Source organism: Lederbergia citri (assembly GCF_018343625.1).
GTDB lineage: Bacteria > Bacillota > Bacilli > Bacillales > Bacillaceae_C > Lederbergia > Lederbergia citri.
Window position 1 is genome coordinate 39,017 of the sequence record NZ_JAGYPG010000001.1, and the last position, 23,237, is coordinate 62,253.

At 36.2% G+C, this 23,237-nt stretch carries 23 protein-coding genes and 1 pseudogene; 13 read left to right on the forward strand and 11 right to left on the reverse strand.

Going from position 1 to position 23,237, the window contains the following annotated elements:
* Positions 1–282: 282 nt before the first annotated feature.
* The 4 genes from yhbH (at position 283) to KHA97_RS00310 (ending at position 4,754) form a co-directional block, all read left to right on the forward strand.
* Entirely contained in the window at positions 283–1,446 is a 1,164-nt protein-coding gene (gene yhbH / locus KHA97_RS00295; RefSeq protein ID WP_213122809.1) for a sporulation protein YhbH, read from the forward strand.
* Positions 1,447–1,873: 427 nt separating this feature from the next.
* Positions 1,874–2,911, forward strand: coding sequence for an ABC transporter substrate-binding protein (locus KHA97_RS00300; RefSeq protein WP_213122810.1), 1,038 nt, complete (start codon positions 1,874–1,876; stop codon positions 2,909–2,911).
* Positions 2,912–2,929: 18 nt separating this feature from the next.
* The gene (locus tag KHA97_RS00305) at positions 2,930–3,979 is read left to right on the forward strand and encodes an ABC transporter permease (RefSeq protein WP_213122811.1); all 1,050 of its coding nucleotides are present in this window, start codon (positions 2,930–2,932) and stop codon (positions 3,977–3,979) included.
* Positions 3,957–4,754, forward strand: a complete 798-nt coding sequence (locus KHA97_RS00310) for an ABC transporter ATP-binding protein (protein WP_213122812.1) — start codon at positions 3,957–3,959, stop codon at positions 4,752–4,754. Before KHA97_RS00305 ends, KHA97_RS00310 begins: the two co-directional genes overlap by 23 nt.
* A gap of 625 nt (positions 4,755–5,379) precedes the next feature.
* Here the strand turns inward: KHA97_RS00310 and KHA97_RS00315 are convergent.
* The 5 genes from KHA97_RS00315 to KHA97_RS00335 all read right to left on the reverse strand — a co-directional run bounded on the left by KHA97_RS00315 (position 5,380) and on the right by KHA97_RS00335 (position 10,200).
* On the reverse strand, positions 5,380–6,678 hold the full coding sequence (locus KHA97_RS00315) for an NCS2 family permease (RefSeq protein WP_213122813.1): 1,299 nt from the start codon (positions 6,676–6,678) through the stop codon (positions 5,380–5,382).
* Between the two features lie 442 nt (positions 6,679–7,120).
* Positions 7,121–7,513 (reverse strand): thiol-disulfide oxidoreductase DCC family protein, encoded by a 393-nt coding sequence (locus tag KHA97_RS00320; RefSeq protein ID WP_213122814.1) that lies wholly within the window; start codon positions 7,511–7,513, stop codon positions 7,121–7,123.
* Between the two features lie 89 nt (positions 7,514–7,602).
* On the reverse strand, positions 7,603–8,601 hold the full coding sequence (locus KHA97_RS00325; protein ID WP_213124253.1) for an inorganic phosphate transporter: 999 nt from the start codon (positions 8,599–8,601) through the stop codon (positions 7,603–7,605).
* Between the two features lie 20 nt (positions 8,602–8,621).
* On the reverse strand, positions 8,622–9,242 hold the full coding sequence (locus tag KHA97_RS00330) for a DUF47 domain-containing protein (RefSeq protein WP_213122815.1): 621 nt from the start codon (positions 9,240–9,242) through the stop codon (positions 8,622–8,624).
* A gap of 97 nt (positions 9,243–9,339) precedes the next feature.
* Positions 9,340–10,200, reverse strand: a complete 861-nt coding sequence (locus KHA97_RS00335; RefSeq protein ID WP_213122816.1) for an RluA family pseudouridine synthase — start codon at positions 10,198–10,200, stop codon at positions 9,340–9,342.
* 107 nt (positions 10,201–10,307) lie between these two features.
* Between KHA97_RS00335 and KHA97_RS00340 the strand changes: the two genes are divergently transcribed.
* The 4 genes from KHA97_RS00340 (at position 10,308) to KHA97_RS00355 (ending at position 13,402) form a co-directional block, all read left to right on the forward strand.
* Positions 10,308–10,706, forward strand: coding sequence for a DUF5365 family protein (locus tag KHA97_RS00340; protein WP_213122817.1), 399 nt, complete (start codon positions 10,308–10,310; stop codon positions 10,704–10,706).
* A 351-nt stretch (positions 10,707–11,057) separates the two neighbouring features.
* Entirely contained in the window at positions 11,058–12,182 is a 1,125-nt protein-coding gene (locus KHA97_RS00345; protein WP_213122818.1) for a GAF domain-containing sensor histidine kinase, read from the forward strand.
* A 13-nt stretch (positions 12,183–12,195) separates the two neighbouring features.
* A complete protein-coding gene (locus KHA97_RS00350; protein WP_213122819.1) occupies positions 12,196–12,837 on the forward strand; it encodes a response regulator in 642 nt (213 codons plus the stop codon).
* A 28-nt stretch (positions 12,838–12,865) separates the two neighbouring features.
* Entirely contained in the window at positions 12,866–13,402 is a 537-nt protein-coding gene (locus KHA97_RS00355) for an NADPH-dependent FMN reductase (protein WP_213122820.1), read from the forward strand.
* A gap of 29 nt (positions 13,403–13,431) precedes the next feature.
* Here KHA97_RS00355 and KHA97_RS00360 read toward each other — a convergent pair whose 3' ends face one another.
* The gene (locus KHA97_RS00360; protein WP_213122821.1) at positions 13,432–13,683 is read right to left on the reverse strand and encodes a YhdB family protein; all 252 of its coding nucleotides are present in this window, start codon (positions 13,681–13,683) and stop codon (positions 13,432–13,434) included.
* A gap of 122 nt (positions 13,684–13,805) precedes the next feature.
* On the opposite strand from KHA97_RS00360, the gene KHA97_RS00365 reads away from it, so the two are divergent.
* Positions 13,806–15,218: a SpoVR family protein gene (locus KHA97_RS00365; RefSeq protein WP_213122822.1), complete on the forward strand. Its 1,413-nt coding sequence runs from the start codon at positions 13,806–13,808 to the stop codon at positions 15,216–15,218.
* Between the two features lie 35 nt (positions 15,219–15,253).
* Here KHA97_RS00365 and KHA97_RS00370 read toward each other — a convergent pair whose 3' ends face one another.
* Together KHA97_RS00370 and KHA97_RS00375 are read right to left on the reverse strand one after the other, a co-directional pair.
* Positions 15,254–15,538 carry a hypothetical protein gene (locus KHA97_RS00370; protein ID WP_213122823.1) on the reverse strand — a complete coding sequence of 95 codons (285 nt, stop codon included), beginning with the start codon at positions 15,536–15,538 and terminating at the stop codon, positions 15,254–15,256.
* Between the two features lie 227 nt (positions 15,539–15,765).
* Positions 15,766–15,858 (reverse strand): YjcZ family sporulation protein, encoded by a 93-nt coding sequence (locus tag KHA97_RS00375; RefSeq protein ID WP_213122824.1) that lies wholly within the window; start codon positions 15,856–15,858, stop codon positions 15,766–15,768.
* A gap of 267 nt (positions 15,859–16,125) precedes the next feature.
* On the opposite strand from KHA97_RS00375, the gene KHA97_RS00380 reads away from it, so the two are divergent.
* The gene (locus KHA97_RS00380; RefSeq protein WP_213122825.1) at positions 16,126–17,418 is read left to right on the forward strand and encodes a prolyl oligopeptidase family serine peptidase; all 1,293 of its coding nucleotides are present in this window, start codon (positions 16,126–16,128) and stop codon (positions 17,416–17,418) included.
* Between the two features lie 34 nt (positions 17,419–17,452).
* On the opposite strand, the gene KHA97_RS00385 is transcribed toward KHA97_RS00380, so the two are convergent.
* Positions 17,453–17,731 carry a hypothetical protein gene (locus tag KHA97_RS00385; RefSeq protein WP_213122826.1) on the reverse strand — a complete coding sequence of 93 codons (279 nt, stop codon included), beginning with the start codon at positions 17,729–17,731 and terminating at the stop codon, positions 17,453–17,455.
* 231 nt (positions 17,732–17,962) lie between these two features.
* On the opposite strand from KHA97_RS00385, the gene KHA97_RS00390 reads away from it, so the two are divergent.
* Complete coding sequence (locus KHA97_RS00390; protein ID WP_213122827.1) at positions 17,963–18,889, forward strand: dipeptidase; 927 nt, start codon at positions 17,963–17,965, stop codon at positions 18,887–18,889.
* A gap of 37 nt (positions 18,890–18,926) precedes the next feature.
* Here the strand turns inward: KHA97_RS00390 and KHA97_RS00395 are convergent, their stop codons facing one another.
* On the reverse strand, positions 18,927–21,020 hold the full coding sequence (locus tag KHA97_RS00395; protein WP_213122828.1) for a DNA topoisomerase III: 2,094 nt from the start codon (positions 21,018–21,020) through the stop codon (positions 18,927–18,929).
* 238 nt (positions 21,021–21,258) lie between these two features.
* Here KHA97_RS00395 and KHA97_RS24550 point away from each other — a divergent pair.
* Positions 21,259–21,336: pseudogene (locus tag KHA97_RS24550) on the forward strand (YjcZ family sporulation protein); the annotation flags it as partial.
* Positions 21,337–21,430: 94 nt separating this feature from the next.
* Here KHA97_RS24550 and KHA97_RS00405 read toward each other — a convergent pair.
* The gene (locus KHA97_RS00405) at positions 21,431–22,576 is read right to left on the reverse strand and encodes a sensor histidine kinase (RefSeq protein WP_213122830.1); all 1,146 of its coding nucleotides are present in this window, start codon (positions 22,574–22,576) and stop codon (positions 21,431–21,433) included.
* 428 nt (positions 22,577–23,004) lie between these two features.
* On the opposite strand from KHA97_RS00405, the gene KHA97_RS00410 reads away from it, so the two are divergent.
* Entirely contained in the window at positions 23,005–23,166 is a 162-nt protein-coding gene (locus KHA97_RS00410; protein ID WP_213122831.1) for a hypothetical protein, read from the forward strand.
* The last annotated feature ends 71 nt before the right edge of the window (positions 23,167–23,237 follow it).

A 23,237-nucleotide genomic window follows, 5' to 3' on the forward strand; every position in this document is an offset into this window, starting at 1 on the left:
ATTCGCCTACCGGCCTCATCGTGTTTCCTTTATCTTGCCAGAGGCTCTGAAGTTTGTACGTCGATGAACAAGTCGCTTCCGCTTATCTAACAGGCTTGTCCTTTTAAAACAGGTTGTAAATAATTTCATTTTTTTGCATATGATAGAGTAATTACAACCAGGACTACTAAGATAAGGACGAAAGAAGATGGCAGTCGAGATAATATATGTTAAAAAACATTTTTGGTGACTAATAAATAGCGCCTTTTTTAAAAAAGATATTTTAAAAGGGAGGGTATAGAGATGACAGAGCAAGTGCATCACCAGTTCGTAGTATCCCAGGAAGATTGGTCCCTCCACCGGAAAGGCCATGATGACCAACAGCGTCATCAAGAGAAAGTCCAAGAGGCAATTCGTAATAATTTGCCTGATTTAATCACAGAAGAAAGCATTATTATGTCCGATGGACGGGATGTTGTGAAAATTCCAATCAGATCATTGGATGAGTATAAAATTCGATACAACTACGATAAAAATAAGCATGTTGGCCAAGGTGACGGTGAAAGTCAGATTGGGGATGTTGTTGCGAGAGATGGCCCTGATCAAAAAGGTCCTGGGAAAGGTCAAGGTGCAGGGGACCAAGCTGGTGAGGATTATTATGAAGCGGAAGTCTCCATGATGGAGCTGGAGGAAGCTCTTTTTAAAGAGCTGGAATTGCCCAATTTAAAACGGAAGGAACTAGATACCAATCAAATTGAACACATTGAATATAATGATATTCGAAAAACTGGATTAATGGGAAATATTGATAAAAAACGAACGATGATGTCAGCTTTTAAACGAAATGCCATGAAAGGAGACCCGGGATTTTATCCTATATTTCCAGAAGATTTAAAGTTTAAAACATGGAATGACATACGAAAGCCTGAATCAAGCGCGGTTGTACTCGCCATGATGGACACGAGTGGAAGTATGGGGATTTGGGAAAAATATATGGCCCGCAGCTTCTTCTTCTGGATGACACGTTTTTTAAGAACAAAATATGAATCAGTTACCATTGAATTTATCGCCCATCATACAGAGGCAAAAGTTGTGACTGAGGAAGAATTTTTCTCAAAAGGAGAGAGCGGAGGGACGATTTGTTCATCCGTATATAGAAAAGCGATTGAAGTAATCGGAGAAAAATATGATCCTGCCCGCTACAATATTTATCCATTTCATTTTTCAGATGGCGACAATCTAACATCAGATAATCCAAGGTGCATTAAACTTGTTAATGAACTTATGGAAATAACGAATATGTTTGGATATGGGGAAGTAAATCAATATCAACGAAATTCTACTTTAATGTCTGCCTATAAAAATATAAAGGACGAAAAATTTTATTATTATATTCTAAAGCAGAAATCTGATGTATTTCATGCAATGAAAAGTTTCTTTAAGAAAGAAGAAGAGGTTCAACATTAAAACCGGATTTTTTCCGGTTTTTTTTTTACTTTCCTATATCCAGTTGCAGCGCATATCGACTAACAAACTTCTCTTCCTTTGCGTGAGTCAACATCGATTCGTCCTATCGGACTCACCGTGTTTCCTTTATCTCAGTCAAAGGCCGAAAAAGGAAAATCGACAAAAACCGCCACGTCCTGTGGCGATGTCGACGGACCCACATCCTGTGGGCCTGTACGTCGGGATGGGCAAGCGGATTGCGCTTTTCTTATTTAACGCTTTAAAGCATGTATTTTAATTTTCTGTATATTTGAAATCTTATTGACTATGGGTCAAAAGCAGTGTAACATAACGATAATTATTGCCAATATATTATGAAAATAGGCGATGAAGAATATGGGAGGTTATTTTGCTTAAAGGCAAGAAACTTTATTGAGGGGGAAAAAGAATGAAAGTCAGCTTAAATAAGCTTGCAATTTTACTTTTTGGAGTCGTGCTGATGCTTGCAGCTTGCGGAACAAATTCAGCCCAAAAAGAAGAAGAGCAAAATCAAGGCGGCGGGAGCCAACAGGAAGAGAATCAAAATGAAAATCAGAATGAAGAGCCTGCCCAAAAGTTCAAAATTGGGGTTACACAAATTGTTGAACACGATTCATTAAACGCAGCTTTTGATGGATTCAAGAAAGCAATAGAAGATGCAGGGTTAGATGTGGAGTGGGATGTCCAAAATGCTCTTGGTGAACCAAGCAATAACCCTACCATTGCAGCTAATCTTGTAAATGCAGGTGTAGATTTAATCTTCGCGAACTCGACACCTAGTGCACAATCCGTTGCAAGTGAAACTCAAGATATTCCGATCGTATTCACATCCGTAACAGATGCTGTCGGAGCGGAGTTAGTTGAATCGATGGAAAAGCCAGGTGGAAATGTAACAGGAACGATTGATAATCATCCAGAGGCAATTCCAAATACGATTAAGTTTTTAAAGGAACAACTCAACGCTAAAAACGTTGGGATGGTGTTTAACTCCGGTGAGCAAAATTCGAGGGCTCAGATAGATATTGCTAAAAAGACTGCCGAGGAGCTTGGAATAAAAATTGTGGAAGCATCTGTTTCTACTTCGGCTGAAGTAAAACAAGCAACTGAATCATTGCTTGGTAAAGTCGATTCACTTTACGTTATTACCGACAATACAGTAGTATCTGCACTTGATTCCGTTGTAGATGTAGCAAATAGCAATAAATTACCGTTAATGGTTGGAGAATTTGATTCTGTAAGAAATGGCGGTTTAGGAGCTTATGGTTTTGAATATTACGATATTGGCTATGAGGCTGGGCAAATGGCAGTGAAAATTTTAAAAGATGGAGTAAAACCAGCTGATATACCTGCACAAGTACCACAAAATTTAAAACTCGTTATGAATAAAGAAACTGCAGAAACAATTGGATTAGAAATTAAGGATGAATGGAACGCTGAATTAGAATAGATAGGAGATGATTCTTAAATGTTTGCAGCTATGTTTGGCTCCGTTGAGCAAGGAATCATCTATGCAATTATGGCACTTGGAGTGTATCTTACATTCCGAGTGCTTGATTTTCCGGATTTAACTGTTGATGGAAGCTTTGTTACGGGGGCGAGTACCGCAGCAACAATGATCTTTTTTGGATATCATCCTGTTATTGCAACGGTCTCAGCACTTTTTGTTGGCTTTTTTGCTGGATGTATAACAGGCCTTTTGCATACAAAAGGGAAAATCAATTCACTATTATCCGGTATTTTAATGATGATTGCTTTATATTCCATCAATTTAAGAATAATGGGATTAACGACAGAAAATTCGGTAGGACGTCCAAATATTTCGTTGATGAAAGAGGATACGATATTTACAAAGTTTCATCAATTTTGGGAGTCGCTTGGAATTGATACATTTTTAAATTCTTTCTTATCTAACTTAGGAGTACAGTTTTTACCTAAAACTTGGGGAATCTTTTTCCTCATGATTATTGTGACATTGTTGATTAAACTTTTAGCCGACTGGTTTTTACAAACGGAAGTTGGACTCGCCATTCGTGCAACCGGAGATAATAGACGAATGATCCGTAGTTTTTCTGCTAATACCGATAATTTGATTATTCTTGGATTGGGAATTTCCAATGCATTAGTTGCATTTTCAGGAGCATTGATTGCTCAGTATTCGAAGTTTTCGGATATAGGTATGGGAATAGGAATGATTATCATAGGTCTTGCCTCTGTCATTATTGGGGAAGCGATTTTTGGCACGAAAACGATAGTGAGAACCACATTAGCAGTCGTTGCTGGTGCTATTATTTACCGCATCGTATTAGGACTCGCGCTGCGTGTCGATTTGCTTGATACAGGAGATATGAAACTGATTACAGCTATTATTGTTATTTTAGCGTTAGTTATACCGCAATTATATGAAAAAAGCAGAGAAAAGAAGAGAAAAGCGAAGCGTCATGCAGAGAGGTTAGCTACTCTTTCCAAAGCCGAAAAAGGGGAGGGGAAGCCCGTTGCTGAAGCTAGAGCAGATTAATAAAATTTTTAATGAAGCAACACTTGATGAAAAAATAGCGCTTGATCAAATTAATCTTGAGCTAAATTCGGGTGACTTTGTTACAGTTATCGGGAGCAATGGTGCAGGGAAATCCACTTTGATGAATATGATTTCTGGAGCGCTTATGCCGGATTTTGGAAATGTAGTAATTGATGGGAAGAATGTAACGAAGCTTCCAGAGTTTAAAAGATCTCAGTTTATAGGAAGAGTATTTCAAGACCCAATGGCAGGTACGGCTCCGAATATGACAATAGAAGAAAACCTTGCGATGGCTTATTCACGCAATAAAAAAAGAGGGCTTCGTAAAGGTGTAGATAAAAAGAGACGGGAATTTTTCCGTGAATCTCTAGAATCACTTCATTTGAATTTGGAAAATCGTCTTAATGCAAAAGTTGGTTTGCTTTCCGGCGGAGAAAGACAGGCTCTCTCATTATTAATGGCCACATTCACTAATCCTTCTATTTTATTATTAGATGAGCATACAGCGGCACTAGATCCATCTAGAGCCGAATTAATCACAAACTTAACAAAGCAACTAGTTGAAAAAGATAAACTGACAACCTTAATGGTCACTCATAATATGCAACAAGCACTCGATCTTGGAAATCGGTTGATTATGATGGATAAAGGCCAAATTATTTTAGAAGTTGATTCCGATAAAAAGCATGAGCTGACGATTGATAAACTAATGGCAGAATTCCAACGCATACGCGGAGAAAAGATGACAGATGACAAAGCATTGCTAACAATATAACGAGAAGACGGGTTATTCATATCAATTGGATAACCTCTTTTTATGTTTTGATTTAATGTAACGAAAGATGAGTGAACATAGATAATCAGGTATTTAGAGCATATCTAATAACGATGGAAATCAGAAAGAGTAAGATTTTCTGTCTTCATCCATGGCCAATTGGGACTGAAACTAGATAAATACATGGTTTCAGTCTCGATCCAAGCTTAATCGGGACTGAAACTAGATAAATACATGGTTTCAGTCTCGATCCAAGCTTAATTGGGACTGAAACTAGATAAATGCATGGTTTCAGTCTCGATTCATACTTAATCTTGACTGAAACTAGATAAATACATGGTTTCAGTCTTGAACCAAGCTTAATTGGGACTGAAACTAGATAAATGCATGGTTTCAGTCTCGATTCATACTTAATCTTAACTAAAACTAGATAATTACATGGTTTCGGTCTCGATGCATGCTTAATCGAGACTGAAACATGAAAAAGGCATAGTTTCAGTCTCGATCCATCCTCAATCGAGACTGATAATAGAATTGAAATTTCAGAAAAGAAATTTTAAAAAGGACAGAATCCTTATAATAAGCAGGGACTCTGTCCTTCAAATTAACAATTATTCAATATTTATTAATGTGGCAAGAACACGAGTTGGTAAAGGAATAACACCCCGAATATATAAACGATAGGATGAACAACTTTCCATTTGCCAGTCACTATTTTTAAAATAGGGTAAGAGATGAATCCTAATGCAATTCCAGTCGCAATGCTAGACGTTAGAGGCATGCTTAGGATGATTAAAAATGCGGGGAACGCTTCATCTATTTCTCCCCAATTAATTTTTGCAATTGCTCCGATCATCAAACTACCTACAATAATAAGTGCCGGTGAAGTTATAGCTGCTATTCCCGATACCGCGCTGACGAGAGGACCGAATAAAGCTGCTATGAGAAACAGTACAGATACAGTAACTGTAGTTAGGCCCGTTCTTCCGCCTGCCGCAACACCTGCTGTTGATTCAACATAAGCACTTGTTGGGCTTGTTCCAAACATAGCTCCCACCGATGTAGCAATAGAATCAGCTAGGAGAGCTTGACGGACTCGTGGCATGGAATTTCCTTTCATTAATCCAGCTTGTTCCGCTACCCCGATCATTGTACCCGTCGTGTCGAAAATAGTTACAAGCAAGAAAGAAAAGACAACTGCATATAGGCTATGCTGAATTACATCACCGATTGCTGAAAATGGATTTGCAACTAATAATCCTTCTGGCAGCGATGGCAATTGAGCAATTCCATTTTCAAAGGAAAGCTGTCCAGTGAAATAAGCTATTAATCCTGTAACAATCATTCCTAAAAATAATGCACCATGAACTCTCAATGCCATTAGAATTAATGTTACAGCTAGACCAATAAGAGTCAATACGACACCGGCAGAATGAAGATCACCTAATGCAACAAGATTCGAAGGATGGGCAACAATCATTCCACTCATTCGCATCCCGATAAAAGCAATAAACAATCCTATTCCGGCTGTAATTCCGTGTTTAAGATTTTCAGGAATTGCCTCAATAAGAATTTTACGAAATGGTGTCAAAGATAAAATAATAAATATGATACCAGCAATAAAAACAGCTGCAAATGCAGTTTGATAACTAATATTATGGGTGCCAACGACAGAGTAGGCGAAATAAGCGTTAAGTCCCATTCCGGGAGCAATAGCGATTGGATAATTCGCCGCAAGAGCCATCCATAATGTACCGATTACGGTAGCGATGATGGTGGCTGTGAATACTTGTTCAAAAGGGACTCCTGCATCCTTTAGGATAATCGGGTTTACTACAATAATATACGCCATTGTTAAAAAAGTAGTAAGCCCAGCAATCAATTCGGTTGAAACTGTAGTATTATTTTCTTTTAGTTTAAACATTGAAGAACCTCCAAAGACGAACAATTTTAAACACATTAAGTATAATATTCGTTTTTGGTGAAATATGCAAGTAAAATTAATATTCCCTTAAAATAAAAAAACTTCATAAAAGTTAAAAGTAAGTGGGACCATTGGATATCTACAATCAAATGGGTCACTTAAAAAATGAAGTGGTAATTATCTTCAACAATCTTGTAATGCAGGTATTGAAGTATGTATGCATGTGTATTAGCTAACGGGCGTATCGATGGCTGACATCATCAGTGAAAGCCCTCTATAAACAATTGTCACCCTAAAATTGAATCTTTACTGTTATTTTGAAAACTATAATTAATACTTTGCCCATTAAATACAAAAAGCACCCCCTCTTATAAAATGCCCCATAAATGGTAGTCATCAATCTATCATTAAGGGGCAGTTCACTTATTGGGATGCTTTATTTCTATGACAAAAACCTTTTTCGGATTTCAGGAGGAGGCAGCATGCAGCTTTCATTTTTTCCAAACCATTTATAACGATATTTTGCAAAAATATTATAAAATACATTACGGACCGGTGCCGGAACTACAATAAAAGAATAAAGCCATTTCAAGGGAGAATTCAATTTTTTGCAAATACGCAGTGCTGCAGTTGTTTTAAAATATGCTGCATTTTTTTCAATCAAAACGAGGCTATTTACATTTGATGGGACTTTGTATTTGTTCAATAGCGATTGTCCAAACTCACTTTGCAAAGAGGCATAGTGGAAATATCCATTCGGATCACGCTTAATAATAAACTGAACGCTTGAATTACAAAAATTACAAACGCCATCAAATAATATGATTGCACCCATTACGATACCTCCCTTACTACCTCCATTATTTACTTATCATTCTATAAAATCAATATAAAAAACCTCCTCAAAAAGGAAGGCTTCTTTTATTACATAAATAAATTTAATACGAAATAAGTAATGCCTGCTAACAATCCAGTAATAGGAAGAGTAATAACCCAAGTAATAAGCATTCTTTGTGCGGTATCCCATTTTACCCCACGTACTCTATGGGCTGAACCTACACCTAAAATGGATGAAGTAATGACATGTGTAGTACTGACCGGCAAATGAATATATGTTGCGCCAAAAATAATGAGTGCGGAGCTAAGGTCTGCTGCCACTCCATTTACTGGTCGAATTTTCATGATTTTTCCGCCGACTGTTTTAATAATTTTCCAACCACCTACAGACGTACCAAGTCCCATCGCTGCAGCACATGAAAATTGCACCCAGAAAGGGATATCTGTAGTTGTATGGTAATTACTTGCAATGAGAGCCATCGTAATAATACCCATAGATTTTTGAGCATCATTCGTCCCGTGTGTATAAGACTGCAAAGCAGCTGTAGCGATTTGAATATAACGAAATCCTTTATTCGTTTTTGTTAAACTCAAATTTTTAAATTCCATTTTAAATATAGTATAGATGATAAAACCTACTCCAAAAGCAATGAGTGGTGAAAAAATAAGCGCTTGGATGATTTTTAAAAATCCAGCATATTTGATTACACCAAAACCTGCGGCTGCAATTGCCGCTCCTGCAATCGATCCAATTAAGGCATGAGATGAACTGCTAGGAATTCCGTAATACCATGTAATTAAATTCCATGCGATGGCGGAGATTAATGCCGCTAAAATAACTGTTGTGCCGTTTCCTAATGTAAAAGGATCGACAATGTCTTTCGTGATCGTCTTGGCAACCCCTGTAAAGGTCAGAGCACCAACAAAGTTCATAGTTGCAGCCAAAATAATTGCATGGCGAGGTTTCAAAGCTTTCGTAGATACAGAAGTCGCTATGGCATTTGCTGTATCGTGAAAACCGTTAATGAAATCAAATGCAAGGGCTGCGATGACTATAATAATTGTAATAATTAGTATTGAATCAATTCCCATAAGATAGGACTCCCTTAAGCATTTTTCATGACGATACTTTCAAGGGTATTCGCAACTCCTTGGCAGCTGTCTGTTGTTTTTTCCAGGTTTTCGTATATCTCTTTATATTTAATTAATCGAATCGGATCCGTTTCTACTGCGAAAAGATGTTTAATGCAATCTCTTAGAACATCATCGCATTTGGATTCATAATCTTTTATTTTGATAGCATGTGGACGGACTTCTGGCAATTTTTTGCTAAAAAGTAAACCGATACAAATTTCAATTTCATCCACACATTTTTTAATCGCATCAACAAATTTGTACATATATTCATCTGCATCAGTTATGGAATACATTTCAAATAATGCTGCACAACTTTCCATTCCATCAAGCACATCGTCCATAACCATGGATAGTGTAAGTAAATCTTCACGTTCAATAGGAGTAATAAATGAATTATGTAATTCCTTGATGATCTCATGAACGTGAGTGTCACCGATTGATTCATATTCTTTCATTTTTGCTGCAAAAATTTTAGTATCTTCTTTATTATTCAGCTTAAAATCGGCAAAATAAATTGAACTCTCTTTTAAGTTGGCTGCAATTTTTTCAAGTAAAATTGCAAATTTATCTTTTTTTCTTGTGAAAACCATTTTTAGCCCTCCTGAATGGCAATATAATAAACCTATACCATTTTATCGCAAAATATCAAAAGTTAAAAGTTTTTGTCGATTATACGGAAAAACACCTCTAAAGAAACTTATCAAAAATAGAGGGGCTGTCTAAAAAAGAGGCAGTAACTTGGATCTTTTTAAGTAAAAATGGATGTGTGAATTCAAGTTTTCGTGCATGAAGTGCTTGTCTAGGGAACTTTGGACTTCCCCCGTATAGTTTATCCCCAGCTAGCGGGTGCCCAATAAATGATAAGTGTACGCGGATTTGATGGGTTCTCCCTGTGTCCAAAGAACACTCAATTAATGAGAGATTTTCCTTCTTAAAGGTATTTATTACCTTATAATGTGTAATTGCCTGTTGTCCGGTTTTCGAAACCCTTCGGCGCGTTGGATGATGTCGATCTCTGCCAATTGGTTCTGAAATCTTCCCATTTTTATTCCTTATCATTCCGTCTGCAAGCGCCAAATAAGTCCGTTTAATTTCACGATCGGTAAGCATTCTGTCAAGTATCACTTGACTGAAAATATTTTTTGCGAATAAAACTGCCCCCGTTGTATTTTTATCAAGGCGATGGATATGTCTGGGATATTCCCCTTGTAAATGATATGACACGGCGTTTGCTAAAGTGTTCGTCTCTCTTTCATTTGGATGAGTTGCCATATCAGTCGGTTTATTTACTACTAATAAATAGTCATCTTCGTACAGAATTTCCAAAGGATAGGCGAATGGAGCAAGCATGTTATCTTCTTCACATAATGAAATGAAAAGTTCATCGCCGTGGTGTAAAGGAGTGCTCCAATTTACGAAATCCCTATTTACGGTGATAGCTTTGTCCATTCTTAAATGATGTATTAGCTTTTTTGGAACCTTCCATTCGGTACGTAATAAATGTTCTATAGTCATTCCATTCCATTGTTCTTGAATAAAAACTCGCATCTTTATGAACCCCTTAATAAAAGTTTCTTGATATTCCCAATCTCTTCTGCATGTATTCTATGTTATTCTAATAGAAAATAAAGAAATAAAAAAGGTAGGGTCAAGGTATGAAAGTAGTAGTTGCATCGACTGAAGAACAGGGAGAGAGGTTGGAGGAGCTTATTCAACACTTTTATTCTGTTGTCTTTCCGCAATATTTTGATGATAACGAGATATCCGAGTTTATAGACCTGAAAATACTACAATTACCTAATCAAGAGGATGAACCATTATTTACATTAGACGGTGCCTTTCGTGCTATTTGTAGTATGGAGGTCATCATGATTATTTTAGAGTCTAATATGAATAAAAAATATACAAAGTTATTCAATAAAAATGTTGAAATCTTAAAAGAAACAGGATTGTTTTTTCCTTTTACCCATCGTAATTTTACTTCCCAAAAAAGTAAAAAAGTAAATACGATCTTCAGCATGTTTTCAAATTCAACAAATCAACTTTTGATGTAAAAGAAAGGCTGTCTAAAGTTTACACTAGACAGCCTTTTTCGATATTTAGGAAATGTTAGATTGGAACTTTGTGGTAACTTTTAAGAAGATGGTTCCCGTCAAGCGCAACAGCCATCGAACATCAAACTTTCGGTTTCTTCCTACGCATAAAAGAACATCGACTGAAACTGCGACGTCCTGTGGGCCAGTACGTCGCTGGAAAGGCGCTTGCGCTTTAGTCAGTACATCATTGCTTATTCTATTTTATATTCTATTCATACTAAAGTTGTAGAAGAATTTACGCCATAATGAGAATAAAGTCTAAATCGGTTTTTTTGTATACTATAAAGAGAGTAGCAGGAGGGATTTTGGATGCCACGGGATATAAATGTAAAAAATTCCAATTTACGTGTACTTAAAGAAATTGCTGAATTACTAAATGAAGGAACTGAAATTTCGCCTTTATTATCAGATGTTCTTAAAAAGCTTTTAGAAGTAACTGGTGTTACAACCGGATGGATATTTTTAATCGGACCTGATGGGCGGCAAACCCTTGCATCTGCAGAACATTTACCTGTTGCTCTTTCAAAAAATAATTGTGATCCTTTGAAGCGTGGCGGTTGTTGGTGTATAGAAGGTTTTCGCAATGGCAGCTTGACGAAGGCTTCAAATATTATAGAATGTAGACGACTTGAAAAAGCTGCGAAAATTAATAAAGAAGAAACAGAGGGAATTGCCTTTCATGCAACAATCCCACTTACTTCAGGCGATGAAGTTTTTGGGTTATTAAATGTAGCAGCACCAGAAAAAAAAGAATTTAGCCGTGATGAGCTTGCGTTACTGGAATCGATTGCTTTACAAATTGGTTCTGCAATAAAAAGGGTGCGATTAACAAAAAAAGCACAAGAAATCGCCCTCATTGAAGAAAGAAATCGCCTTGCCCGTGACTTGCACGACTCAGTCAATCAATTATTATTTTCCCTCACTTTAACTGCAAGAGGAGGGGGAGAAATGACGGAAGACATTGATACAAAGCATACATTTCAACAAATACAGGAGCTTGCTCAAGAAGCATTGACTGAAATGAGAGCATTAATATGGCAGCTTAGGCCAAGTGGCTTAGAAAAAGGTCTTATTCAAGCCATTAAAGGATATGGAGAAATGTTAGGTCTGCATGTTGATACAAAATTATCCGGATTGCTTGCGTTACCTTCCCTTATAGAAGAAGCTTTATGGAGAATTAGTCAAGAGGCACTTAATAATTGTAAACGACATTCAGGGCAAGCAGATGTGTTTGTATCGATTAAGGCAACAAAATCTAACGTTAAGCTTACTATTAGTGATTCTGGGTGCGGATTTATTTATGAAAAAGACAAAACACTCCCTTCTTTTGGGATTGAAAGCATGAGGGAGCGCGTAGAGGCTCTAAATGGTCAATTTGAATTAATAAGTGAATTAGGAATAGGAACGACGATAATTGTTGCATTGCCATATTAGGGGGAGAAATGAAATGACGGTTCATGTGTTGATAGCGGATGATCATCATGTCGTTAGGCGGGGGCTTGTTTTTTTCCTGCAAACTCAAAAAGATATCCATATCGTTGGTGAAGCTAAAAATGGAAAAGAAGCGGTAGATCTTGCTCTCCAATTGCAGCCAGATGTAGTCCTAATGGATCTCGTTATGCCTATTATGGACGGAATAGAAGCAACAGGAAAAATTAAAGAAATATGCCCTAGTATAGAAATTATGATATTAACAAGCTTTGCAGATCAAGATCATGTCATTCCAGCAATAGAGGCAGGAGCTTCCGGATACCAACTGAAGGATATAGAGCCTGATGAACTTGCATCGGCCATTAGGAAGCTTGCGAATGGGGAAAATACATTGCATCCAAAAGCAACGAATTTACTGATGACTCGAATGAACCGTAAAAACCCCGCTAATGATCGAATAGCTGCATTGACGCAAAGGGAAAAAGAGGTGCTGGCAGAGATTGCTAAAGGCAAGAGCAATAAGGAAATTGGGGCACAGTTAAAAATAACAGAGAAAACTGTGAAGACTCATGTATCCAATATTTTTATGAAATTGCAAGTTGCAGATCGGACTCAAGCTGCTCTCTTTGCCGTTAAAAATGGATTCGTTGAACAGTGAAGCAGCCAATAATGAAGGAGCGAACAGAATGGATCGTATTCTAGTGGTTAATGGAGGAATGCCAAAAGGCGGAAGAACTGAACTATTAACACGTTATATTGCACGGAAATATAACTTTCATTATATTGATATTAGTGAAGCAAACCTACCTTTGTTGACAGGAGAAGAAGAGCAGTGGCGGCTGCAGTCAGTGGTCAATTTTAAAGATAAAGTCCGTTTATCACAAGGAATTATTTTGATCTCGCCTGAATATCATGGGGGAATGACGGGAGCACTGAAAAATACGTTGGATTTCCTGACAAGCGATGAACTTGAATATAAACCTGTGGCATTGGTCGCTACTGCAGGTGGAGGAAAAGGCGGCATCAACTGTTTAAATAATATGCGAACAGTTATGCGGGGCTTTTATGCAAATGTTATACCGAAGCAAATTGTGCTTGATCCGGAATGTTTTAACTATGACGACGGCACTCTTTGGGAGGAATCGGCAAAACTAGTGGGTGATATGGTTCAAGAATTACAAATGTTTGTAAAGATGACATCAAATATTGAAACAAAAGCGTAACTCGGCATCCTATAAAGGATGCCGAGTTTTTATATTGACAGAACTGGATTTTCATTTTGCTGAATTCCAGTGACATTATTCGCATGATCAAGGTAACGAAGCAAAGAATATAAATTACGCTCAATCACCGTATAATCACTTGAGAATTGATAAGCATGTAAAAATCGTTCAATCCTCTTAGAAAGCATATGATCTTTCGTTCTTACCATTAAAACAATCAGGTTATCCCATTCGGAACGATGAGTGTAATACAAAGCGCGATCATAGTCTAATGTGTCCATTTTAAACCCTCCTTTTGGGAGTTATCATTATTATTTGCTTGAAGGGAAGTTGTTTGCAGTGTAAATGTTGACATTTTGATTGATTTTTTTACATACATTGTGGATAAAAGGGGGTATTGAAAATGAATTCCGATTCGAAAGCGTTGGAATATGCCATTAGTGAAATTACCGAAATTGCAAGGGGAATGGGTTTAGATTTTTATCCAATGCGTTATGAAATATGCCCTGCTGATATTATTTATACGTTCGGAGCTTATGGAATGCCGACCCGTTTTTCACACTGGAGCTTTGGTAAACAATTTTTCAAAATGAAGCTTCATTATGATTTTGGTTTAAGTAAAATTTATGAATTAGTCATAAATTCCAATCCTTGTTATGCCTTTCTTCTCGATTCAAATTCCCTTATTCAAAACAAACTGATTGTAGCTCATGTGCTTGCTCATTGCGACTTTTTTAAAAATAATGTGCGTTTTCGTAATACGAAAAGAGATATGGTGGAAAGTATGGCAGCGACAGCTGAACGTGTCAGACAATATGAAATAGAACATGGAAAACAAGAAGTGGAAAGTTTTTTAGATGCAGTACTTGCTATTGAGGAGCATATCGACCCTTCCTTATTAAGACCAACATTAGATTGGTCGTTGGACGACGATGATGAATGGGAAGATGATGATGCTACGGTATCCGAATATGATGATTTGTGGTTACTTGATGATAAAAAAGAGAATAAAAAGGAACGTAAAAAGAAGAAGAAACCATTTCCTCCAAGACCTGAAAAGGACATCATGCTCTTTATTCAAGAATATAGTAGAGAGCTTACTGATTGGCAAAGAGATATTATGACGATGATCCGTGAAGAAATGTTGTATTTTTGGCCGCAACTCGAAACGAAAATAATGAATGAAGGCTGGGCATCCTATTGGCATCAGAGAATATTACGTGAGATGGATTTATCTAGCGATGAGTCAATTGAATTTGCAAAATTAAATGCAGGGGTCGTTCAACCATCCAGAACAAATATAAATCCGTATTATCTAGGCCTAAAAATATTTGAGGATATTGAAGAAAGATGGAATAATCCTGATGAAGACATGATTAAGGATGGAGTAGAACCAAATTCAGGCAGGGAAAAAATATTTGAAGTTCGAGAAATTGAATCTGATATTTCCTTTTTGCGAAATTACCTGACAAAGGATCTTGTTTTAAGAGAAGATATGTATCTTTTCCAAAAGCAAGGGCGTGATTATAAAATCATCGACAAAGAATGGACTGAGGTTAGAGACCAGCTAGTAAACATGAGAGTGAATGGAGGTTTCCCATATATTTCGGTGAATGACGGGGATTATATGAAAAATGGTGAACTGTATTTGAAACATGGGTATGAGGGAATCGAGCTTGATTTAAAATACTTGGAGAAGGTATTACCATACATTCATCAATTATGGGGAAGATCGGTTCATCTTGAAAGTGTAGTGGAAAGTAGACCGATGTTATTTAGTTTTGACGGAAGAAATATGCAAAGAAAGTTTATATAAAATAATTTATAATGCATCCCTTTCTCGGGTATGCATTATTTTTTTTTTGAATTTCGATAAGCGATAAACGAAGTCTTCAACCCAGCATATACTCCAACAGCAGCATTCCCATAGAAAAATCCCATGAAAACAGCTGCCCAAAAATTATATTTATGAGCGATAAAGATAGAAAAAATAAGACCGAGAATCGTAGCTATCGTAGGTACTAAAAAACGAGGTACACGAAGGAAGATCTTTATTATTTGCGTAACAACAACAACTAATGGGACTGCTATAACTGCGTCCCAAAAATTCGTATGAATAATTGGAAAATGCTCCATATCTCTCTACCACACCTTATACTTTTTAATTAACTTACAAGGAACTTATAGATTGAAACTTTGTGGATAAAAGGTAATTTCCTTTGGCGCAAGCACCTCGACAAGGCCCTGAGTTTGTGGTCGCTGAATAGGCGCGTACGTTTAGTTCTTAGCATTTCCCTATTTCTAGTAAAAGATGAATAAAAAAAGAAGGAGCATCGTAAGACACTCCTTCCCCGGTTCGAACCTTAGTATACAAATGCCGTTCCAACGATGATAAGCAGAATGAATAAAACAACAATTAACGCAAAGTTCATTCCATGGTGATGTTCGTGGCTCATAATGGCACCTCCTTAAAGGTTCTAACTTATGTTATGGAAAGTATATACAATCTGTATAGGACAACGTGTAGTTTTAGAAAAAATGGCTATAGTGTAATGATTTTCATTGTATCTTATAAATTATAGTTACTTTTTACTAGTAAATACCTTAAAAACAGGAAAATAGGCTGATTTAATTTCAGAAAAATTAGTATAGTATGAAAAGTACATCAAGTTAATATTTTCACATTTAGCATTTCCATTAAAATGAAATGAGGGATGAGTAAAGTGAGAATTCTTAAAAAGGCATTATTGTTGTTTGCTTTTGCACTAATGATGAACTTTATCATCACTACTTCAAGTGAAGCAACTTCTATGCCAAAAACAAATTTTGGACAAATTGAAAGAGTAGATGTAATTACGGATGTTTTGCCTGAAGGTGAAAAGGTAGTTGCCCTCGCTATTAATTACAAGAAAGAAATCAATACTCACTCTTTATCTAACTCTACATTTGAAGTGAATGCACTTCATGGAGAGAATGCTGCGATGAGAAATATAACAAAAGTATATGCAAACACTTCACCAGAATTAAGTGATCAAGGAAAAAATGGAAATTTCGTTATCATTGAGTTGGATAAAAATGATCCGATAGCTGGGACCTTATTTTATGATATTCGGACAGGAATTAATACGAGGCTCTCCCTTGAATATACTGTCACTCAAGTGAAAGATATTAAGACGGCGATTGGAAATAATGTTCCGACAACGCCTAATGTACTTGTAAATTCAGGTGAAATTAATTTGGTTGTAGATGATTTTTCTGAAAAAGTCATTACAGACGAGAATGGAAACTTTTTAAACTATCGTCTTTTTGAACCTGAAAATACAGGAGAAAAGCAGCCATTAGTCTTATTTCTCCATGGAGCAGGTGAAAGAGGCGTAAGTAATGATGTTCAGCTATTAGCAAATAGAGGGGCAATAAGCTGGGCTCACCCAGATCAGCAGGCGATGAATTCTGCATATGTGGCTGCACCACAGGCGGCTATTGGTGCTAGCTGGACAAGCCAGACGAATTCAAAACTTCTACTTAATCTTATAGAAACATTAAAAAATGAATATCCAATTGATCCTGATCGAATTTATATTACTGGAATTTCAATGGGTGGTATGGGGACTTGGTCGCTTATACAGAGCAATCCTGATCTTTTTGCAGCTGCCATTCCTGTTTGTGGTACAGGTAATGTGAATTTAGCCCGAAATTTAGTGAACCTTCCGCTCTGGGTGGCACATTCAGCAGATGATACAACCGTTCCTGTAAGTGGTTCAAGAAACATGGTCAATGCAATTGAAGGGGCTGGAGGAAAAGTTGTGAGAGCTGAATATGCAGGTAATTTAAGTAAGGATGCTGCAAATGCGGCTGCTCAACAACTGCTTAATACTGCAATTGCAAATGGAAGCCATACATTGTACTCAGAATATGTTAGAGGAACAACTCCTATTAACGGACATTTCGCTTGGGTACCAACATACGAAAATGACGTATTAAGAAACTGGCTATTTACAAATGTAAGAGGACATTAATAAAAAGCTACTCTGGAAATCCCAGGGTAGCTTTTCATGAAGTTTTTATAATTACGATGGATACAAGAACAACGATTCCGAAAGAAACATAGCCTGCAACTCTAACAGGATGTCTTTTATCTTTATCAAACGATTCAAACACTCTTGTTGTAATATCAAGAAAAAGCAAAGTGGCAATCGTAATAAAAAATCCCATCCAAAAAGATTTACCAGATGCATTGAATACTTCCAATAATTTGGAAATAAAAATAATCCAAACAAAACCGAGTAGACCATTTAAAATAACCGAATAAGTCATTAATAAAATTTTCATCCTCACAACCTCCACCATATATCATACCATTATTACGTGAATTTTCATCGTATTCTATGAGAGATTCACGGCTATATTGAATTAGTAATTCACAACCAAATTGAAAGAGAAGTTATTGTAATTCATATCTTGAATTTTGATACACAATCATAATGTTTTAAAAGAAGGAAATAAAATGTTGATGTAGAATATTGTTGGAAGTCAATTTTTTTTGAAAAGCTGGTGGAAGAATTGGATATTATTGATTTACATTGTGATGTACTATATAAAATTTGGGAGAGTAAGGGCGTCTTAAGATTTAATGATTCTCCTGAGCTAGATGCGAATAAAAACCGCTTACTGAAAGGGCAAGTAAAGGTCCAATGCTTTGCCATTTTTATACCACCTGAACTTAAAAGTGAGGAGCAGTTTCAGGCAGCCCTTGATCAAATTGATTATTTTCATTCACATGTATTAGAAAATAATCCGGATATGGTACATATTCGTAATTGGGAAGATTTTGCTTCTTTAAAACCACATGAGATTGGAGCAATGCTTTCACTTGAAGGAGTAGATTGTATTGGAAATGATTTGCATAAATTAAGCATATTATTTCATTTGGGAGTTCGTTCTGTTGGCTTGACGTGGAACTTTGCCAATCTAGCTGCAGATGGAGTTTGGGAACCTAGAGGTGCAGGCCTTACTTCACTAGGGAAGGACATCGTGAAATTTAATAATAAACATAAAGTGTTAACAGATGTTTCCCATTTAAGTGAAAAAGGATTTTGGGATGTAATGGAGCTTGCTGATTTTCCAATTGCCAGCCACTCCAACTCCAAGGCAATTTGTAATCATCCGCGTAATTTATCTGATGAACAAGCAGTGGCCTTATTTCAGAATAACGGACTTATTCATGTTGTGTATCATCCGCCATTTGTAACAGAAAAAGAGACGGCACATATTTCTGATTTAATTCTTCATATTGATCATTTTTGTTCATTAGGAGGAGTAAAGCGGATTGGAATTGGATCTGATTTTGACGGGATAGAAACACATATCGTGGATTTGGAAAATGCATCCAAACATCAGAATTTAATAAATGAATTATTAAAATATTATTCCGCAGAACAAGTAAGGGGGTTTGCAGGGCAGAATTTTCTGCAGCATTTACCAAAATAGAATCAGCCAGATTCTCATTTGAATCTGGCTATTTTCCTTATTTCTTATCTTCCATGGCAGACTTTAAAGCATCGGCCAAGCTGTTGCCGAACGTTTCATCGCCTGAATATTTTTTAAGCAATTGCCGTTCTTCTTTTTTGCTGACGGCTTTTTTCTTTTGTTCAGCTTTTTCAACAAGATTGCATTTGCGGCACTGAAAGTAAGTTCCGGCTTTCCCTGAATGAATTTCCATTTTCTTATGGCATTGAGGACATCTTCTATTTGATATCTTAGGATCCTTTCGCTTCCGGAAATTGCATTCTTTGTTCGAGCAAACAAGCATTCGACCATCACGGCCTTTTGTTTCTTTCATAAATGATCCGCATTCAGGACATTTAGAACCCGTTAAATTATGGGCTTTATATTTTTTATCACTATTCTTTATTTCCGTAACAAGTAGATTAGTCTGTTTTCGAATATTTTGTAAAAAGGACTCTGATTTGCCTTTTCCTCTAGCAATCGCTTCTAACTCTGCTTCCCATTTGGCAGTAAGTTCTGTGGACTTTAACTCATTATTTACAAGCTCAATCAATTGTTTTCCTTTAGGTGTCGGATGCAGCCGGTTGTTCACACGATCGATCGTTTCTGACGTGAGAAGTTTTTCAATAATATCTGCTCTCGTAGCAGGTGTTCCAAGTCCGAATTTTTCCATCTTCGCCAGTAAATCCGCTTCCGAATATCGCAATGGAGGTTCAGTCCATTTTTTGTCCATTTGAATATTATTAACCGTGAATGTTTGGCCAGCACGTATGTTATCAAGACGATGTTCAATATAAGTTTCTTCATCACCTTTTCCGGTAACTGTTTTAAATCCTAATTCAATAATGCTAGATTCGGATGCTGAAAAAGATTCATCTCCAACTTTAAAGGATACCTTGATCGTTTCATATCGATATACAGGATAAAATAAAGCCAAAAACCTTCGAACGATAATGTCATATAATTTACGCTCATCCACTGATAAATTTGCTAGTGCAGGCCGTTCATCTGTTGGGATAATTGCATGATGGTCCGTCACTTTATCGTTATTAAACACCTTTCTAGCCATTACCTTACCATTATTTTGAAGGGCCACTTTGCATTCTTCTTTATAAGAATGTTGAAGTGCGCTAATACGATCTCGCATCGTACTTTCCATATCTGTAGTTAAATAACGAGAATCGGTTCTTGGGTATGTTACAAGTTTATGCTGTTCATATAAGGATTGAAGAACATTTAAAGTCTTTTTTGCTGAAAAGCTGAATCTTCTATTCGCATCTCTTTGCAGTTCCGTTAAATCATAAGGGAGTGGCTGCTGTTCGCTTTTTTCTTTTTTATCAACTGATGTAATAATTGCTGGTTGATCAGTAACTTTTTCCAAAATTTCATGTGCTTGCTTTTCATCAAATAATCTTTTTTCATTATTATGGTGCCATGATGCTGTCATGAGACCAATTTTTGCTTGAATTGTATAATATTCATGCGGAACAAACGCTTGAATTTCTTTTTCTCTATCAAAAATCATGGAAAGGGTAGGGGTTTGAACCCGACCAGCAGATAAAGGGTCATCGTATTTTGTCGTCAGGGCTCTTGTGACATTTAAACCGATGAGCCAATCGGCTTCAGCTCTGCAAACGGCCGATTCATAAAGAGCATCATATTGTTTAGCAGGTTTCAATTGCTTAAAACCGTCTTTTATAGCCTTATCTGTTTGCGATGATATCCAAAGTCTTTTAACAGGTTTTTTCCAACGGATTTTTTCAAGTATCCATCTTGCAACGAGTTCGCCTTCACGCCCTGCATCTGTAGCAATAATTAGCTCATTTACATCGTTCCGTTTCGCAAGTTGTTCAATTCCTTTAAATTGTGACGATGTCTGCCTTATAATTTTTAATTGCATTTTATTCGGAATGATTGGCAAGTCATTCATATTCCAAGTTTTATATTTTGGATCATAGTCCTCAGGCATCTTTAATTCGATTAGGTGCCCAAGAGCCCATGTAACGATATATTTAGGACCTTCAATATAATGCTTGTGTTTATTTGTACATCCTAGAACCCGAGCAAGGTCACGTGCAACACTCGGTTTTTCAGCTAAAACTAATGATTTCATAAAGGTGATACCCCTCTCAAACTATAACTTCACTAAATAACATTATAACGAAAAGTCCGATATGAGTAAAAAATCCACTTTTTTTCAAAACGTCCATACACATTTTACATTATTGAATAGACTATTGTGCAAGAGTGATTTCACTCACTTATTCCGAATCAGGAGGTGAGGCAGAATGGGCTTCGGATGGGGCGGTTATGGTTACGGTTGCGGCTATGGCGGCTACGGAGGCGGCTTTGGCTACGGCATTGGTGGCTTCGCGTTGATCGTAGTATTGTTTATCCTATTAATCATCGTGGGAGCAGCTTGGTTCTAAAATGTTCCTTATTAAAACACCATATGGAGAATGGTATAGGGCTGGTGGGAATCATTTCCCTCCAGCCCTAGAAATGAAAAAACCAGAAAAGTATTCATTCTTTTCTGGTTTCTAAGTCTTTCTTTTTTACTGGCGGCAACTTAATTGTAAATGTTGTCCACTCGTCATCTGAAGTACAATATAATTGTCCTTCATGTTTTTCGATAATTTCTTTACATACATAAAGGCCAAGCCCAGTACCCGTTTTTTTAGTTGTAACAAATGGATCAAAAATAGTATTTAATAATGGCTCGGGAATTTTTGGACCTGTATTTGAAGTTTCTAATACGATAGATCGATCTTCTGTTATAAAACCCTTAATTTTTATAACGGAAGAAGTCATTTGTTCAGTTAATACATCGATTGCATTAAAAATAATATTAATTAAAACCTGTCTAATCTCCTCTATGTATCCGCTCACAAACAAGTTTTCTTCAAGCTCCCTTTCTAATTCAACATTTGCTTCCAAAAGTCGAGGATAGATAAACGAAGCTATCTGATCAAGCAAGTCATTTAATGAAAATAAAGCCATTTCTTGATTGAGCATTTCTTTTCTTGATAACATCAAGAATTGAGTAATCCTAAATTTTAATTGTTCAAGTTCGCTTAAAATGATATCCATGTATGGAAGATCGGGATTTTCTGAACGCAATAATTGCACAAAACCATGGATTGTCGTTAATGGATTTCTAAATTCATGAACAAAGCTAGAAGTCATCTGACCTAATAATGTTAATCTTTCTTCATGATTGTCTTTGTTTAAAGGATTTGTTTCTTCAATTTGTTGATCTTTTTTTGAGGTGTAATTTTTTGTAACGAAAAATAAAAAGCGATCGATTGTTTCAGATAATTTTAAATAAATAGGCTGAATTTCCTCCCAATTACTATGATACTGGGATAATTCGATAAGCATTTCATTTTTTATAATATTTGCATTGTAAATAAAGTAGCTGATGTTCGTTATTTCATAGATATTTAAGACTTCAGCATTTTCAAGGATAATTTTATTTAGATATTGATCTAGTTCATTTTTTTTAAAAGAAAATGCATGCACCAGTATCTTTAGAAATAACTGTCCTTGTAAAAATATTTTTTCATAATCATTTTCCGAAGGTATAACAATTTTTTCTTTCCAACGGTCAAAAATGTCTTCTTTTCTAAAGTCTATGAAAGAAACAATATCTAAATTCATTTGATCCATCACTTCACCTCAACTCTATTATACCAATTTATTCCTAAAAATCTATCAAATGGTAAAAATGTAGCTGTATATTTAGTTGTATAATGAAATCTAATATTTGTAAATGAAAGAATTGTTTGTCATCTCTCTCTATTATCGTCGATTTATTGAAATAGTAAAGAATTACTTGTATTTTCTTACTTAAATAATTCTAAAAATAGGACTTTTTCCAGGGAAAATAATATAAAAGCCCGAAAATATACCTATACACTTATTGGAAAATGTAGTTTATAATTATTCTATAAATTATCATATTTCTTACTCTATCTTTTATTTTACTAAAATTCAGACAAATTTTGTGCATAATATGACTATTCACATCCAGGCCGTTTGCGCCCTACTTATAGATATTGCTTCAAAACATTAATTATGATAATGGGGTGAAGTAAATGAAAGGCGAGACTGTAAAGAAACCATTAACCCATCCACTTGTTCGAAAGTGCATGCAGCATCTAGATGTTATTGAGGCGAATGACAAAACGAAACAAATTGTGTATATGTATTTGAAAGCGATGGACGATGAAATAGCTAAATTAAAAAAAGAAACCTAGTTGCATGTTAAAACGTAAAATAGTCTTAGTAATCCATTTTTATGGTATTACTAAGACTATTTTTTGTGAAA